The organism is Desulfogranum marinum, assembly GCF_963675105.2.
Lineage (GTDB): Bacteria > Desulfobacterota > Desulfobulbia > Desulfobulbales > Desulfobulbaceae > Desulfogranum > Desulfogranum marinum.
Map to the genome: position 1 here is coordinate 345,870 of NZ_CAXXRO010000003.1, position 16,088 is coordinate 361,957.

General features: G+C 44.1%; 12 protein-coding genes. 11 read left to right on the forward strand and 1 reads right to left on the reverse strand.

The genetic code is table 11. The annotated features are described in order from the left end of the window. Window positions 1–11 precede the first annotated feature (11 nt). The 7 genes from ACHZCY_RS08330 (at window position 12) to ACHZCY_RS08360 (ending at window position 9,856) form a co-directional block, all read left to right on the forward strand. Window positions 12–722 carry a hypothetical protein gene (locus tag ACHZCY_RS08330; protein ID WP_319548545.1) on the forward strand — a complete coding sequence of 237 codons (711 nt, stop codon included), beginning with the start codon at window positions 12–14 and terminating at the stop codon, window positions 720–722. 136 nt (window positions 723–858) lie between these two features. Continuing rightward, window positions 859–2,016 (forward strand): iron-containing alcohol dehydrogenase, encoded by a 1,158-nt coding sequence (locus tag ACHZCY_RS08335; protein ID WP_319548546.1) that lies wholly within the window; start codon window positions 859–861, stop codon window positions 2,014–2,016. A 449-nt stretch (window positions 2,017–2,465) separates the two neighbouring features. Then, window positions 2,466–3,929, forward strand: coding sequence for an NAD-dependent succinate-semialdehyde dehydrogenase (locus tag ACHZCY_RS08340; RefSeq protein WP_319548547.1), 1,464 nt, complete (start codon window positions 2,466–2,468; stop codon window positions 3,927–3,929). 179 nt (window positions 3,930–4,108) lie between these two features. Beyond that, window positions 4,109–5,554 carry a serine/threonine-protein kinase gene (locus ACHZCY_RS08345; RefSeq protein WP_319548548.1) on the forward strand — a complete coding sequence of 482 codons (1,446 nt, stop codon included), beginning with the start codon at window positions 4,109–4,111 and terminating at the stop codon, window positions 5,552–5,554. A gap of 218 nt (window positions 5,555–5,772) precedes the next feature. Next, on the forward strand, window positions 5,773–7,101 hold the full coding sequence (locus ACHZCY_RS08350) for a TolC family outer membrane protein (protein ID WP_319548549.1): 1,329 nt from the start codon (window positions 5,773–5,775) through the stop codon (window positions 7,099–7,101). Window positions 7,102–7,170: 69 nt separating this feature from the next. Beyond that, window positions 7,171–7,851, forward strand: a complete 681-nt coding sequence (locus ACHZCY_RS08355) for a transglutaminase-like cysteine peptidase (RefSeq protein ID WP_319548550.1) — start codon at window positions 7,171–7,173, stop codon at window positions 7,849–7,851. 13 nt (window positions 7,852–7,864) lie between these two features. Next, a complete protein-coding gene (locus tag ACHZCY_RS08360) occupies window positions 7,865–9,856 on the forward strand; it encodes a bifunctional diguanylate cyclase/phosphodiesterase (RefSeq protein WP_319548551.1) in 1,992 nt (663 codons plus the stop codon). Here the strand turns inward: ACHZCY_RS08360 and ACHZCY_RS08365 are convergent. Then, the gene (locus tag ACHZCY_RS08365) at window positions 9,853–10,182 is read right to left on the reverse strand and encodes a hypothetical protein (RefSeq protein WP_319548552.1); all 330 of its coding nucleotides are present in this window, start codon (window positions 10,180–10,182) and stop codon (window positions 9,853–9,855) included. The two genes, ACHZCY_RS08360 and ACHZCY_RS08365, sit on opposite strands and share 4 nt — an antisense overlap. Before the next feature lie 344 nt (window positions 10,183–10,526). Here ACHZCY_RS08365 and ACHZCY_RS08370 point away from each other — a divergent pair, with 344 nt between their 5' ends. From ACHZCY_RS08370 to ACHZCY_RS08385, 4 genes are all read left to right on the forward strand, one after another. Next, complete coding sequence (locus ACHZCY_RS08370; protein WP_319548553.1) at window positions 10,527–12,674, forward strand: type I secretion system permease/ATPase; 2,148 nt, start codon at window positions 10,527–10,529, stop codon at window positions 12,672–12,674. A gap of 19 nt (window positions 12,675–12,693) precedes the next feature. Next, the gene (locus ACHZCY_RS08375; RefSeq protein ID WP_319548554.1) at window positions 12,694–14,052 is read left to right on the forward strand and encodes an HlyD family type I secretion periplasmic adaptor subunit; all 1,359 of its coding nucleotides are present in this window, start codon (window positions 12,694–12,696) and stop codon (window positions 14,050–14,052) included. 1 nt (window position 14,053) lies between these two features. After that, a complete protein-coding gene (locus tag ACHZCY_RS08380; RefSeq protein WP_319548555.1) occupies window positions 14,054–14,674 on the forward strand; it encodes a response regulator transcription factor in 621 nt (206 codons plus the stop codon). A 167-nt stretch (window positions 14,675–14,841) separates the two neighbouring features. After that, window positions 14,842–15,960: a hypothetical protein gene (locus ACHZCY_RS08385; RefSeq protein ID WP_319548556.1), complete on the forward strand. Its 1,119-nt coding sequence runs from the start codon at window positions 14,842–14,844 to the stop codon at window positions 15,958–15,960. Window positions 15,961–16,088: the final 128 nt, after the last annotated feature.

Sequence of the window (16,088 nt, forward strand, 5' to 3'; positions counted from 1 at the left end):
GGTTATGCCTCATGGCCCATATCGTCGGTTATCGGAAAGAGTCATTTAAAGGCATTCCGACCTCCCATATTTTCCTGATTATTATCGTAACGGTTGCGCTGATCGGATTCATGCTTAATCCCGCAGACAACTGGAAGGATAATATTCTTTCCATGCTGGGCACTGTTGCTGTGATTGTTGTTATTGTCGGGTTTGCACTGAACAAAGTGAACCCGATGGGGTGGAAACGATTGTTTAAGAAAGCCGAATTCGAGAGACTGGTTCAGGCCGACCATACAATTCTAGCTTCGTTGCAATCCCTGAATAATGATCATTACGTCATGTACGATTTTAATTTTGAGCTTTTACATGTCGAATTTCTCGTACTCGGCCCACAGGGTATCTTTGTTGTCGGAAAACTCACCTCATCCGAACCGCTCAGAGTAGACGCCGGCACATTAATGGCGGGAAATGAACCTCTGAGTAAGCAAACCGGCAACCTGTGGCGCATCTGCCACCTGATCAATATTGTCTTAAAAAAAGGGTATAAGGAAGAAATTATGCCTCAGCCGGTTCTGGTCGCAACTCACTGTGATTCTGTAGCTATAGCGGAATATGATGGGATAGCCATCATGGGACCAGGCGATATCGCATCTCATATCCAGCATCACGCCCAAAACGACATCCAGCGTGAAGTAGTGCAGGGGTTTGCCGGCTACCTGCACAAACGATATTTCAAATAAATGTTATTTCATCAAGTTCCGGGCATTTTTGTATAGGCAACAATCAGCCTATGGGCTGACCGGATCTTTTTCCATACTTGAATCCACAGCTGAAGTCGCCTGCACAGAGAGCTTCAGCGTGAAAGGAGCAACTATAATGTCAAACATCACCCTTTTCAGGACAACCGAACGTATTGTCATGGGGGCTGGATCAATCAACACCCTTGACCAGGAAATAAAAAATCTTGGCGGCACCAAACCCATGCTAATTACCGATCCCGGCTTAGTGGCGACCGGTATAATCGATCGTATTGAAAAACTTTTAACCAAAGGTGGCTTTGCGTTTATACGTTTTGATAAAGTCGAGGCAGATCCACGCTTTGAAATTGTCAATGAAGTTGTCGATCTTATACGAGCCAATAACATTGACTGCATTCTCGGCATTGGAGGTGGGTCATCCCTTGACATTGCCAAGGTAGCTTCCGTCATGGTCACCAACCCAGGAAAGGTTGAAGAGTATTTCGGCATTGACCTGGTCAAAAAACCAGGGTTGAAAACTATTTTGGTGCCAACGACCGCTGGTACGGGAAGCGAAGTCACACCGATTGTCATCCTGTCTGATAATCACGAAAAGCTGAAGAAAGGAGTTGTCAGTTCGCATCTGTTACCCGACTGTGCACTCCTTGATCCGGAACTGACAGTAGGACTTCCACCTGCTGTTACGGCTGCAACGGGTATGGACGCTCTGATCCATGCCATGGAAGCCTACACATCGATTAATGCCAACTCAACCACCGACATGCTGGCTGTCAGGGCCATGGAACTCATTTTCGGCAACATCCGAACAGCATACGCCAACGGTAATGACATCGAAGCACGAAACAAAATGCTGGAAGGGAGCATGCTGGCCGGAATGGCGTTTGCCAACGCCGGCGTAACCGCCGTACATGCGTTTGCATATCCCATCGGCGCGGAGTTTCATATCCCCCACGGCATTGCCAACACAATTATGTTAACGCCGGTGATGGAATTCAACCTCATAGGTAATCTTGATAAATTTGCCCACATAGCACGCATTTTCGGTGAAGGCGATGCCGGCATGAGTCCAAGAAAGCTAGCCGAGCTTGGAGTAGCGGCTGTCAGAGAACTGGCTGCGGATTTGAATGTGCCGCAGCACTTGAGTGCGTACAATGTCAAGGCGGATGATGTTCCGGCCTTGGCAGAAGGCGTTATGAAAGTCACCCGCCTGCTCGCCAACAACCCAAGAACACTGAAAATTGAGGACGCTGAAGCAATTTATCGCAGTGTGCTTTAAACGGTATCTTTAACAGTTTCAGAACCTACAACTATCCTTTATTGGTTGTCAACGCAAAGGCCCGAAACGGGCCTTTGCACTTGAATGAGAACAGAGCTACTACGTAACACATGGAACATTTGGCAGGGAAAAGGCTTGCAACATCATCGTATGGTTGGAAACGCATTATTGCTATGGCGGCTGAAGTTCCATCAAGTAGAATCAGGCGGTATTATACAACGAAAAAGCCAAACCCTCTTTTTGAGTATTTTAAGGGCAGGCATTTAAAGATGTAGCTGAAACAAAGACAGTAAACGTGATGCGGCACAATCAACGAACGGTAACATAATGCCGACATCAAAGCAGTGAAAGTTGTGAATGAGAGAGTGCTAGCCCCTTATTAACATCGCCACGTTTTCTCGTCCTTATACATTTTGTTATTTCAATTAAAAATATTTGAGGGATTTACAATGTTGAATATAAACGATTCTGGCCTGCTGAAAGGGCAGTCATTTATCAATGGAGAATGGGTTGATGCTGATCTTGGCGAAACCATAGAAGTCCACAATCCAGCCACAGGCGAATTGGTGGGAACCGTCGCTAAATGCGGCACTATCGAGACACGCCGCGCAATCGAGGTAGCGCAAAAAGCCATGGTTGACTGGCGTGCCAAATCTGCGAAGGAACGCTCCAACTTACTCCGCTGCTGGTTCAACCTGATGATGAAACATCAGGAAGACCTGGCCAAAATCCTTACCGCCGAGATGGGCAAACCCCTGGCAGAAGCTAAGGGGGAAATTGTATACGGCGCCAACTATGTCGAATGGTTTGCAGAAGAAGCAAAGCGTGTCTACGGCGATACGATTCCTGGTCCGGACAGCAGCAAGCGGCTGGTATGTATTAAGCAGCCAGTAGGTGTTGTTGCCTGCATTACCCCTTGGAATTTTCCCAACGCTATGCTGACTCGAAAAATAGCACCCGCCCTTGCTGCAGGTTGTACGGTTGTTTGCAAACCGGCAACAGCTACCCCCTTATCCGCACTGGCAATAGCGGAGTTGGCATGTCGGGCCGGCATTCCCGCCGGAGTGATCAATATCGTTACCGGTATAACCCGTGAGATTGGTGCAGAACTCACCTCTAATCCTATTGTGCGCAAATTGACCTTTACAGGCTCGACGCAGGTGGGCAAAAAATTGATGGCAGAGTGCGCAGCTACGGTAAAGAAGACATCCATGGAACTGGGGGGCAATGCTCCGTTTATTGTTTTTAACGATGCTGATCTGGATGCCGCAGTCCAAGGGGCCATGGTGTCTAAATTTCGCAATGCAGGACAGACATGCGTATGCAGTAATCGTATTCTCGTGCAGGATGAGGTGTATGATGAATTTGCGCAGAAGCTCGCAGCGGCAATGCAAACCAGCCTCGTTCTCGGCAATGGCATGGACGAAGGCGTGACCACCGGCCCACTGATTGATCAAAAAGCAGCAAACGATGTATTGGCCTTGATAGATGAAGCAAAGGAAAAAGGTGCCGAAGTCCTGCTTGGCGGCGGTCAACCTGCACTTGGAGGCTCTTTTGTACAGCCGACGATCCTGACTCAGGTCACGGATAACATGCGGGTGTGCAAAGAAGAAATATTTGGCCCTGTTGCACCGCTTGTTTCATTCAAAACAGAAGAAGAGGCTATCGCGATAAGCAACGATACCGAGTGTGGCCTGGCAGCCTATTTTTATTCTCGGGATATTGGACGCGCCTGGCGGGTCAGCGAAGCGCTCGAATACGGTATCGTTGGTATTAACGATGGTGCAATTTCCAACGAAATGGCACCATTTGGCGGGGTGAAGGAATCCGGCAACGGACGCGAAGGTTCAAAATATGGAATGGATGATTACCTTGAGATAAAATATCTCTGCATGGGTGGAATCGACAGCTAGCCAGTGTTAATATGTAAACGATAGTGCGCTTTTACGTCTTCAAAGCGCACTGTTGCTTCTTGCTTATGTCTTGACAGAGTACAGATTTGATGCGATTTTAAAAAGAACTATATACATAAATGAGTCTCCATCAAAATTTCATATAAAATTCGCCATACAGCCTCACCCTGTTAAAAGACATGGGCCATTCATTTTATTTACGAAAAAATGACTATATCATCACCCACCAGATAGATAGTGGGGGGTATGCAAACGTGTATTCCATCCGCTATCCCGGGAGAAATAAAAGGTATGCTCTCAAACGTTTTTTCAACAGGTATCATATCCGCACATTTCTCAACGAAACAAATGCTCTCACCGCACTGAAAAACAATCCGCATACCCCAACTCTTGTAGATGCCGGCTTCAACAATGATCACCTTGAGATCATAACAGAACTCATAGATGGTGATCGTTTGGACCACTATATCCAACGCCATGGCCCTTTATCAGAAAAAGAGGGGTTATCCTTATTCAATCAGCTCTTAGACTGCCTCAAAGAGGCCCATTCTAAAAACATCCTCCATAAGGATATAAAGCCATCGAACATACTTATTACAGAAAAAAACGCTTATCTTATTGACTGGGGAGTATCTGAACTCAAAGGTAATGGTAGATGCGAATCCATTAGAACAAATCACGAATACGTGGCCCCTGAGTGTTTTTACGGCCAGCATGACAGTTCAACCGATTTTTACAGCCTTGGCCTCCTTCTTTTCGAGGCTCTTTCGGGTAAACGTCCCTACCAATTTGCAACAATTTCTGCTCAGCACTATCGCTGCTTAGCCCATTGCCTCGAGTCGCTTAACCTGGACTCGATTACTTCAGAAAAAATAAAAACACTTATTCGCGCATTAACCCACAAAGATCTACATAAAAGGCATGTAGCCTACTCAGCACAAGACATTTTAGAAGGCTCAATTTCTACTTTATCTGGATCCCTCGCCCCTTTCTATGCTCCCGAGCAAAATGATGCAAAATACCTTCTGCTCGCAGCAGATGCCGAGATCCCTTATGCCCTGCACACTCTAGCGCTACGATTATTCCGCCTGGGCAAAGATAAAAAAGCGTTGCGCATGCTGACAAAGGCAGCTGAACAAGGATACGCTAAATCACAATACGCTCTCGCCCAACGACTGGAACACGACGACGTTCATGAAAAAGATATCACCAAGGCTCTGCACTTGTATCAAAAGGCGGCCGAACATGGGAGTACGCAAGCACAAAACAAGTTGGGTCTTCTCTACCTCGACGGCATCTACCATGACAAGGATCTTGAAAAGGCTCAGTACTGGTTACGCCAAGCTGCATCTAAGGGTAATTCGAAGGCGCAAAACAACCTAGGACTTCTCCTTGAAAAAGAGTTAAGCAGCCCAGCTCAAGCTCTTTTATGGTTTCGGTCGGCAGCAATACGCGGTAACACAAGAGCACAAAACAACCTTGGCCGTTGCCTGCAGAAAGGTATTGGCACTACAATTGATAAAGGTAAAGCGTATTATTGGTATAACCTTGCCGCTCAAACCGGCAACAAACGAGCGAAACGCCTCCTGTACGCTCTGCTCAAAGAAATAACTGTCACCGAATAATTTTTTCACAAATCCAGTTCATTGGCCGCTTTCTGTATTTTTAAACAGTTACTTCCACACTACAAGGCACGTTGCTTTATTGATAAGAATATACTAGTTACAAGTGGCGAGATAATTCATTCATGTTTTCATACGCTCCACAATAAAAAAAAAACGCTAACTAACCATCATTGACCAACACTAACGCCCATACTTTATTTAGTTTAGGAGATTAACGCATGCAGACGTTCTTGCATCAAGTGAAGTCAGCCAGCCTGGCAACGATGTTCATCTTTGCTTGCTTCTCTGCAACACAGGCTGAAACATTACAAGAAGCCGTTCAGTACATGCTGGGTTCCAATCCGGACATTTTAACTCTTCGGCATAACAGGCTTGCCAGGGATCAGGAAGTGAAACAGGCTCGCTCAGGATACTTCCCTGAGCTTAACCTGGGGGCAGGTGCCGGTAAAAATGAGGTCTACGAACCATTTGATGATACTCTTTCCCCTTATGAGCTTACCTTAGGCCTTCGGCAGAATGTCTTTGCAGGCTTATCTACAAAAAATGAAGTGGCCCGCCAAGAAGCCAGAGTACGTTCACAGGCATATCTTTTACAAGCCACATCGGAAAACTTCACTCTTCGCGCCGCTGAAGTCTATTTTCAAGTCTTAAGACATAAAGAACTGTTAGCACTGGCAGAAGAAAACCTGCTCATTCATCAACGAATAGCTGACCAGATAGAACTGCGAAGCGAGTCAGGCATCAGTCGTAAATCAGACATCGATCAAGCTCGTAGCCGGCTGCTGCTGGCTGAGTCCAACCTAATTCTAGCAGAAACCAACCTCCTGGACGCAGAGACAAACTACCAGGCTGTGATTGGTCACATGCCCCATATGCTCACCATGCCTGAATCTTTTGATGACCTTTTGCCGGCATCACAGGAAATCGCCTCACATCAGGCCATAAAGGCGCATCCGCAATTAAAATCTGCAAAAGCTGACCTGGAAGCCCGACATGCACAAAATGAAGTAGCAAAAAGTCCCTTTATGCCTATCATTGATCTGGAAGTCGATCGAATATGGACAGATGATTATGGCTATACGTATGATAACCGAGATAATTTAATTGGAATGGTAAGATTGCGGTATAATTTCTTTAAAGGCTGGAACGATACCGCCCGCAAAGCAGAAACCCTTGAACTCATAAATGAAGCAAGGGAAATCCGCAACCATACTCAGCGTCAAGTTGTAGAAAGCATACGTTTATCCTGGATGGCCTACCAAGCAGCCATTAAACGGATAGAATATCAAAAACTGCGAGTAACGGCGACGCAGAATACAGCGGCAGCCTACACTGAGCAGTGGAATATTGGCTCAAGAACACTTCTTGACGTACTAGACTCCGAAGCAGAGCGTATTGATGCCCAACAGGACTATGTCAATGCTATATACGACCGACACTACTCCCAGTACCGTATACTCAATGGTATGGGCACGTTGGTTCACGCCCTGCATCTCGAATGGCCTAAAGAGAGCTTTGTTGACGAAGAAGAGGATACAGATAACTAAGCGTACACTTCAGAAAATATCGACAGTATCGGCGATGCTGTTGAGAGCCTGTTTCTATTGTACGATTAAATGATTACCGCATTACGCCTTTACATCACCTCCAAGGCCCCTCTTATCCTGATCGCGGTATTTGCCCTTGGCCATGTTTCTCCTGTGAATACACAGGAGAAACTTTTTCTTTCCGAAACACTCCTGCAACAAGTTGAGCGAGAACATGGCCAGAGCTCACGGGTCCGCCTTCTGAAGTGGCTTCATCTGATAGATCACGCTTCTGTGGAGAATGAAAAAGAAGTGCTTAAAAAGGTTAACCTTTTTTTCAATCAAATGCGATTTGTCCCCGACCACGTTCAATGGAAACAATCCGATTACTGGGCAACCCCTGTGGAATTTCTAGCCAGTGGCGCTGGTGACTGTGAAGACTTTTCCATTGCCAAATACATCACCCTCAAGACCATCGGCATACCTGAAGAAAAACTGGCCATCACCTATGTAAAGGCGATTAAGCTCAATCAGGCTCATATGGTTTGCACATACTACGCATACCCGGGCGCCGAACCACTGGTTCTCGACAACCTGACACCATCTATTTTACCAGCATCAAAAAGACCGGATCTGTATCCTGTATATACCTTTAACGGCTCCAGCCTCTGGATTGCTAAACAAAGGGGTAAGGGCAAAAATATCGGCCATAGCGGCCGACTCAAAAAATGGCAAAATGTAATGCATCGCATGACCCAAGAATTCAATTAAGTGGGTGCAAAAAATGACTCTCTATCGCCAACTTCTCCTGTTCAGTTTCACAATTCTTTGCTTCCTTTTGGCAGGGATATGGTTCATAAAGCTCAACTCTACTAAATCTTTTCTTATTGACCAGCTAGAGTCCCACGCCCAAGATACCGCCACCTCACTTGGCCTTTCCATATCCACTCATTTTAAAGTGAAAATGATGGACACCCCTGCAATGGAAGCAATGGTTGATGCTATTTTCGACCGAGGTTATTACCAACAGATTATTTTAAAAGATCTCCATGGCGATACAATTATCACCCGAAAAACAGCAGTAAAGCTTGAGCATATACCCCATTGGTTTACAGAACTCATTCCCCTGACAACCCCCAATACAGCAGCGCAGATAATGGATGGTTGGCAGCAAGTCGGCTCCATTGAGGTAATGAGTCATCCTGGCTATGCTTATCAAGCATTATGGGATTCTGGGACATCAACGGCAGCCTGGTTCGGAATTGCCTTTGCGGGTATCATTATCATTGGCGGGATAGGACTTCGCATTATCTTAAAACCACTGACTTTAGTTGAAGAACAGGCTTTGGCTATCTGCGAAAAACAATATATCACCCAAAAGAAACTTCCTCGAACCAGGGAGTTATCGAGAGTTGTCTCGGCAATGAACCAGATGACGGAAAAAGTACAAGCAATGTTTGCAGAGCAGACAAAAATAGCAGATCAACTACGAACTAAAGCATATATAGACCCATTAACAGGCGTTGGCAATCGTCGATACCTGGAAGGACAAGTGGACAGCCGGATAAGCCGCAAGCAGCAACCTGCCGAAGGTTGCTTACTTATGATACATATCAACTCTTTGGAACTGACCAATAGAAAACATGGCTACACTAAAGGGGACAAACTTATATCCACAGCCGCAGAGCTGATGGCACAACATTCCGCTACCATTGAAAATGCTGTTTTAGCACGATTAAACGGTGCGGATTTCGCCCTACTCCTTCCAGCCCTAGACCGGCACTCTGCGGAAAAGATCGCCCAAACAATCAGCCAAACAATGCAGCAGCTCCTACAAGACAAGCACGAGCAAAAAAATGACCCCGCTGCCATTGGCGGATATTATTATCGTAAGGCAATTGACTTCCCGCATCTTCTCGCCGGTGCTGACGAAGCCCTACGACAGGCTCAATCATTGGCCAGCGGGGCAGTTGTAATCCGTGAGATGAATCCCGAGCAACCGACCATACCTTCCGGAAAGGCTCAATGGCTGAAGCTGTTACAAAGTGCTCTTGCAGAGAAACGCTTTTCCCTATATGCCCAGCCAACAGTCAGAAGTACCAGCACAGAAGACACACTGTATGTGGAAATTCTTTCCCGTCTCCAAGAAAAATCAGGTGCTGAACACAGGGCGGGAATGTTTGTCCCCCTGGCGGAACGAACACAGCAGATACACAAGCTGGACAAAATAATAATTGAAAAAGTACTCAGCAATACATCCCTGCTCGAACAGCAGGCAAGGGTAGCGATTAACCTTTCCCCCATTTCTCTTATCAACATCGAATTTAACAGCTGGCTACTAACAACCCTTGAGAAAAGATTGAAGACATCGGACCTGCCGTTAAATTTTGAATTTTCAGAAGGTATGCTGCCACAGTATCAGGATACTATCAAAAGTTTTGCTGATAAGGTTCAACCAATGGGCCATTTTGTAGGAATTGACCATTTTGGGAAAGGATTCCTTCAGTTTGGATACCTTAAATCACTCCGTCCTGATTATGTGAAAATTGACAGAGCATTTACCAATGAGCTTACAGGCCAAGACAGCGACAGCTACTTTTTTATAAACTCACTCTGTAATGTAGCACATAGCCTTGATATTCTCGTCATTGCCGAAGGGGTGGAAAGCAAGGAGCAACTAGCATTGTTGCAAAAAATCAATCTAGATGCGTATCAGGGATACTTTTTCAAGCGTCCATATAGGTTGAATCTAGAAGAAACTAATGATATGCATTAAAGGATCCGATCAATAAGCAAAGAATCCGGCTGTATATTTGCCCGTGCCTTTTTGCGGGAAAGAAGCTTAGCCTGAGCAGAATGGGGAAGTTCCGTCAGCATGATGAGACCTTTTTTGACAAGGAGCTCCACCAAGTCATCAACAACCCGAATCATGTCCTGATCAGACAGGGCCATAACCTGTTCTTGAGTTTCCCCTTTTGACTCGGCCAAAAACTCCATTACCTCATCATCAATACTTTGCTTTTCTTCCAATGCAGGAGTCTGTTGAAAACGGTGAATAGTAACTATTTTCCCTTGAGCGTCTCTTTCAACATACAGCATCATATATCCCCATTTCCCGCGTAGGCGTTGCTACAAAAGGTAAAAAAATGATATCCTTATTCAAAAAATAAAAATTCTGCTAAAGTTATTCGTAGTGTAGCATCTTTTTTGCTAATTACAAACGAGTGCTTTTTAAGTCAGAATAAGCTCAATCAACATTTTTCACACATAACCAATTGTTTTTTTATATATTATCTCTAGAAAATTTTCAGAGCCCCTTCTATTCAAGAAATAGGTAAGCATCCGTTTAGCTCAACAATTATCGAAATGAAGAAAGTCGACCTACTCCAACGCGATGAAGTCATTCTTACGTCAGAAACAACTTACAATACCTAATTGAGGTTTCAATGGACAGCACTTGGCAGTTTCCCAGTAACAGTAATACCCTTAACGACCCGTTATTGGACTGTTTGCTCATTGTTGCCAAACACCATAAGCGTGATATTTCTGCAGAAACACTTCGGTCCGGCTTGCCCCAAAACAACAATGTACTCACCGTCGAAAATTTTCCTCGAGCTGCTGTTCGAGCCGATCTCTCAACCAGACTTCTCAAGCAACCATTACAAAAACTACCGAAACTCTCGCTTCCTGCGATCCTTCTCCTGAAACCTTATGATGCATGCATTGTCACCCAGGTAGACTACGACAAGCAGTTTCTCCATATCATTTTCCCGGAGGCAGGTGATGGAGAAACTGTGGTTTCCTTCCAGGAGATGGAAAAGACCTACAGCGGGTACACATTTTTCCTTCAGCCCAAATATAAAGACACAGAAACGAATATTGCTGACAGGATTGGAAATATCAAAAACTGGTTTTGGGGGCCGATATTCTCTTCCTGGAAAATATACAGGGATGTTTTCGTTGCCTCTTTTTTGATTAACCTCTTCGCCCTTGCCACCCCCTTTTTCATACTCAACATATATGACAGGGTCATTCCCAACAGCGCCCTTGACACACTGTGGGTTTTGTCTTCTGGAATAATGATCATTTACCTGTTCGAACTCATCATTCGGGGACTCAGAGGATACTTTGTTGATGAAGCCGGTAAAAAGGCAAACCTGCTTATTTCAGCTGCACTCTTTAAAAAAGTCCTTGGCCTGAAAATGGAAGTTGTACCCAAGGCAACAGGATCATTTGCTAAAAAACTACAGCAATTTGAAAACATTCGAGACTTTATAACATCGTTTTCAATTACAACACTTATTGACGTTCCGTTTGTTTTTCTGGGGCTTTTTGCGTTGTGGTACCTTGCCGGCAACATAGTCTGGATCCATGTGGTGGCTATAGTCACCCTGGTGATCTACGCTGCCCTTGTCCAGTTGCCGCTAAAAAAGGCTATCCAAAACACTTTTAAGGCCTCCGCTCAAAAAAATGCGGTTCTCATTGAAGGACTTAATGGGCTGGAAACCATCAAACTGCTTGGTGCAGAGAGCAGACTACAGCAATCTTGGGAAGAATCAGTCAGTTTTATTGCGAAATGGAGTGCACGAGCCCGTTTTCTATCAACTTCGGTTAGTCATGTTTCTGTTTTTATACAACATGCTGTTCTTGTCGCTGTTGTGATAGCAGGTGTTTACTTTATCTCAACCAATCAGCTCAGCAAAGGTGGCCTTATCGCCTGCATTATTCTTTCTCGAAGGACTGTTTCTCCCATGTCCCAAGTCGCCAATTTGGCGACAAGGTTCCATAAGGCAAAAGAATCGCTACTTGATCTTAACCATGTTATGAACCTACCGGTTGAAAGACCAGAGGGAAAAACCTTTCTCTACAAATCCAATATTGAAGGATCCATTGAATGCCGCGATCTCTCTTTTACTTACCCTTTTCAGAAGAATGAAATTTTGCATAAACTTAACCTGCAAATACAACCCAAGGAGCGTGTGGCTATCATCGGCCCAACGGGATCAGGCAAGACAACACTGTTGAAAATTCTATTGGGTCTCTACCAGGCATCTTCAGGAATGATTGGCATAGATGGAGTAGACGTTCGACAAATAGACCCGGCTGAATTGCGCAGATTTGTTGGTTTCGTGCCCCAAGACGTCACCTTATTCAGGGGAAGCGTAAAAGATAATATCCTTCTCGGAACAAGGGGAATAGACGACAATCAACTGCAGAACGCAGTTGAACAAGCAGGGGTTATAAAATTTACCCAAAAACATCCAAAAGGGCTGGACTTAGAAGTTGGTGAACGGGGAAAAAACCTGTCTGGTGGACAACGGCAGAGTGTTGCCCTGGCCAGGGCCTTCATTCATGACCCTCCCCTGTTCGTTTTTGACGAACCAAGCAAATCTCTCGATAACAGAACAGAGATGCGACTCAAGGAAAATCTAAAGACTCTTCTTCAAAACAAAACCCTTTTAGTCGTTACCCACAGGGCCTCGCTCCTAGACCTTGTGGACAGAATAATAGTCCTTGATAATGGCAAAATTGTTGCCGATGCCCCAAGAGATCGCATAATACAGGATTTACAATCAGGCGCCTTAAGTATCTAATAATATATTGATGGACAATATGGCTAGCCAAAAAACAAAGCAATCATCTACACTTTTCCATTCCAAACATGCATCTGAGCTGGATCTTGTTACAGATATTCGTACAAGTATACTTGTTCAGTCGCCTAAAGGGGGACGCTTTATACTCTGGGCAGTTGTTTTACTTTGTATCGCCGGCACATGGTGGGCTGCGGTTTCGGAAGTAGAAGAAATCACAAACGGCAAAGGCCGTGTTATCCCATCAAGTTATATTCAGATTATTCAAAATCTGGAAGGCGGCATTCTTCAAAATATACTTGTTGCTGTTGGAGATAACGTCAGCAAAGGGCAAACGTTGCTGCAAATTGATGCGACCCGTTACGCCTCACAATTTTCAGATAACCAGAGACAGATAAGCGCACTGGATGCCAAAATAGCCAGGCTGCAGGCAAAAATATCGGGCAGCAAGTTCAATGTGCCGACCAACATCCCTGCTGAGTACATGGATACAGTTACTCGGGAAAAGGATCTTTTTGTAACAGAAACCGAAGAATTCAAGACCAAAATAGCCATCCTCCAGGCTCAATCAAATCAAAAAGAGCAAGAGCTAGAGGAGCTTAAAGCACACATTGAGCAATACAGGCAAAGCAGGAATTTTCTCAAAAAAGAACTCAGTATGACGCAACCTTTGGTAAAAAAAGGGGCTGTCTCAGAGGTTGAAATTTTACGACTCCGCAGAGACCTCAATAATCTTGAAGGACAATTAAGAACTGCAGAACTTCAAATCCCTATTATCCGCTCTAAACATGCAGAAGCAAAAAGAAAAATACACGAGACACAGGTCTCTTTTCAAAAAGATGCAAAGCTGGAAATGAACAAGGCTATTGCGACTAAAAATACCCTACTGAGCAATGCTGTAACCATACAGGACAAGCTCACGCGTACTGACGTTAAATCCCCTGTAAAAGGGATAATAAATCAAATCCTTATCAATACGGTTGGCGGGGTCATCCAACCAGGGATGGATTTGATTGAAATTGTTCCCCTTGACGATACACTTTTGATCGAAGCAAAAATAAACCCGGCAGACATTGCTTTCCTTCACCCAGGACAAACGGCAATGGTTACATTCTCTGCATATGACTTTACTCTGTATGGAGGACTTTCAGCTAAACTTGAGCATATCAGCGCAGACAGTATCCCTGATGAAAATGGTGATAGCTTTTATCTGGTAAAAGTTCGAACGGACCAAAATTATTTGACGAAAGGAACCAAACAGATGCCGATAATCCCTGGTATGCCTGCCTCGGTTGACATTATGACAGGAAAAAAAACCGTCCTCAACTACCTGCTCAATCCGATATTGCGAGCAAAAAAGAATGCATTGAGGGAGAGGTAATATGTTTTTGATCCTGTGCAGCTCCAATGCTCCAATAAGGGAACGATGGGAAAAAATTCTCTCCCAAAAATACACGGTCTATGAGGCCACAAACATCGAAGCCCTACGCCAACTTTCTGCAGAGTATAAAAAAGAAGGAACCATCATTCTGGCTGACTCCAATTTTTCACCCTTAAAAAATTTACTGGAAGCATGGGCTGTTGATACTCAGCCAAAACTATTTTTTCTCTCGCTCAAGCCTCAAGAAGAGGAGGGAATATCATTACTACAGGGAGGTGCCGTAGGATATGCCAATTCGTATATAGCCGAGCCACTCCTGTTAAAGGCAGTTGATACGATTGAAAAAGGGAAAGTATGGGTTGGGCAGAGCCTGATGCTCTCTCTAATACAACACACGTCCCAAACAAAAAAGAAGGGGAAGCGATTAGGTGGTCTTCCTTTAGAAGGAATATCAGCCAGAGAACAGGAGATAATAGAACTGATTGCCCAAGGCATGTCGAACAAAGCTATTGCCTCCCAACTCTTTATATCAGAAAGGACGGTAAAATCTCATTTAACTTCAATTTTTAAAAAAACAGGAACCAGCAGCAGACTCCAGGTTGCCATACTCTGCGAAAAATAATTTTTGTTCAGTGTCAGCCCTTGAAGGGCTAAACAGTAACAGAACAAGGGCAAGGCAAGGTTTTTTATTTTCGCTAAACAGTTAAAGGTTTAAAATAACGGCGTAATCGAGAGCCCAACTTATCATGCATCAACAACTCAGATAGTTCAGACATGAAGAAGTTCTTAATGTATGCAATTCTTTTTTTGCAGTCCTTCTTTTTTCTATTGGTACCGGTAGCTTATTCAAGCAGTATACTTCCACAAAGGGTCAATCAGATTATCATTGTTACACATGCAAAAATAACAACAACGCCGACCTTTTATATTATTTTTTCCGCTAAGCCGCTAGGTGCGAGCATCTCTCAATCAGAGTTATCACGCTATTTACACCAGCAAACAAACCCAGAAGTACTTGCTTTAAAGTTTTCTGGTAAAGCAATCAATAAAAATGGAAGAGTAGAATATTTTTTAGGTGATCGTTTCGACTCCCAAAAACCGTGGAATGATGGAACTCATTTTCACTGGCAAGACTGGGGCAAATTTGCTCCGGACATATGGGATAACATTGCAATAGCGTATGAGCCGGCCAAACAAGATTCAAGTGAGGTAGTTATCGCAAATGTAGCTGTACGACGTGGCGGACAACTACTGTTGGATACAAGAAGGAAGTACTCCTATCCAAGCAAAAACAGGATCGCGACTAATCTTCCAAATATAAATTTGTACCCCAAAAAGGGTATTTACCCTCTTTTACCTTTGAGGGACGTAATGAAGCAATTCCGTGAAGGTTATTATGAACTGAGTGGAGATATTTTAAAAACAGCTTACAATGACCTAGGCCAGACAGATAAAGATAAATACGCGAAACGTGGAAAAAACTGGTGCTCAGAGTTTGCGGCATTTGTTTTGAGAGAGAATAATCTAGATGCTCCTGATCCGAACAAGAGTGATGTCCATTGGCGAAATCTCTATGAGTATTTTAAAAAAAATGGACAAATTTACTCCTGTAGAGAAGTTGACAACTGGCCAGATGAAAAGAAAAAAAGATTAATTACCCCAGGAACAATTGTATCGATGTTAACAAACAATTGTAATTCTACGCATACAGCTATATTTACTCAATGGATACCGAAAAATGAGGGGGAAATATCGAAGTATACCGCTATCTCTGGCAATAATAAAGGTATGGTGTGGTTTCATCGAGAGCTAAGTATACTCAATGAAGAATGTGTCCAATCAAACAACAGAAAAATTTTAGATAATTTTGACAAGAAATGTTTTTTTGGGGCTCATAGTGGCCACTAGTCGACCCCTCCGAGATTATAAACCCTTTTGCCAGCAATGCCCCATCGAGAGTGCTAACATATTCATTAATCGGATTAAAATTAAAATTCTACATACAATCCTTTTTGGTTTAGCTTAATATAGAAATC

Coding starts and splice junctions, on each gene's coding strand:
- ACHZCY_RS08330 (WP_319548545.1), top strand. CDS start 12: ATGGCCCATATCGTCGGTTATCGGAAAGAGTCATTTAAAGGCATTCCG.
- ACHZCY_RS08335 (WP_319548546.1), top strand. CDS start 859: ATGTCAAACATCACCCTTTTCAGGACAACCGAACGTATTGTCATGGGG.
- ACHZCY_RS08340 (WP_319548547.1), top strand. CDS start 2,466: ATGTTGAATATAAACGATTCTGGCCTGCTGAAAGGGCAGTCATTTATC.
- ACHZCY_RS08345 (WP_319548548.1), top strand. CDS start 4,109: ATGGGCCATTCATTTTATTTACGAAAAAATGACTATATCATCACCCAC.
- ACHZCY_RS08350 (WP_319548549.1), top strand. CDS start 5,773: ATGCAGACGTTCTTGCATCAAGTGAAGTCAGCCAGCCTGGCAACGATG.
- ACHZCY_RS08355 (WP_319548550.1), top strand. CDS start 7,171: ATGATTACCGCATTACGCCTTTACATCACCTCCAAGGCCCCTCTTATC.
- ACHZCY_RS08360 (WP_319548551.1), top strand. CDS start 7,865: ATGACTCTCTATCGCCAACTTCTCCTGTTCAGTTTCACAATTCTTTGC.
- ACHZCY_RS08365 (WP_319548552.1), bottom strand. CDS start 10,182: ATGATGCTGTATGTTGAAAGAGACGCTCAAGGGAAAATAGTTACTATT.
- ACHZCY_RS08370 (WP_319548553.1), top strand. CDS start 10,527: ATGGACAGCACTTGGCAGTTTCCCAGTAACAGTAATACCCTTAACGAC.
- ACHZCY_RS08375 (WP_319548554.1), top strand. CDS start 12,694: ATGGCTAGCCAAAAAACAAAGCAATCATCTACACTTTTCCATTCCAAA.
- ACHZCY_RS08380 (WP_319548555.1), top strand. CDS start 14,054: ATGTTTTTGATCCTGTGCAGCTCCAATGCTCCAATAAGGGAACGATGG.
- ACHZCY_RS08385 (WP_319548556.1), top strand. CDS start 14,842: ATGTATGCAATTCTTTTTTTGCAGTCCTTCTTTTTTCTATTGGTACCG.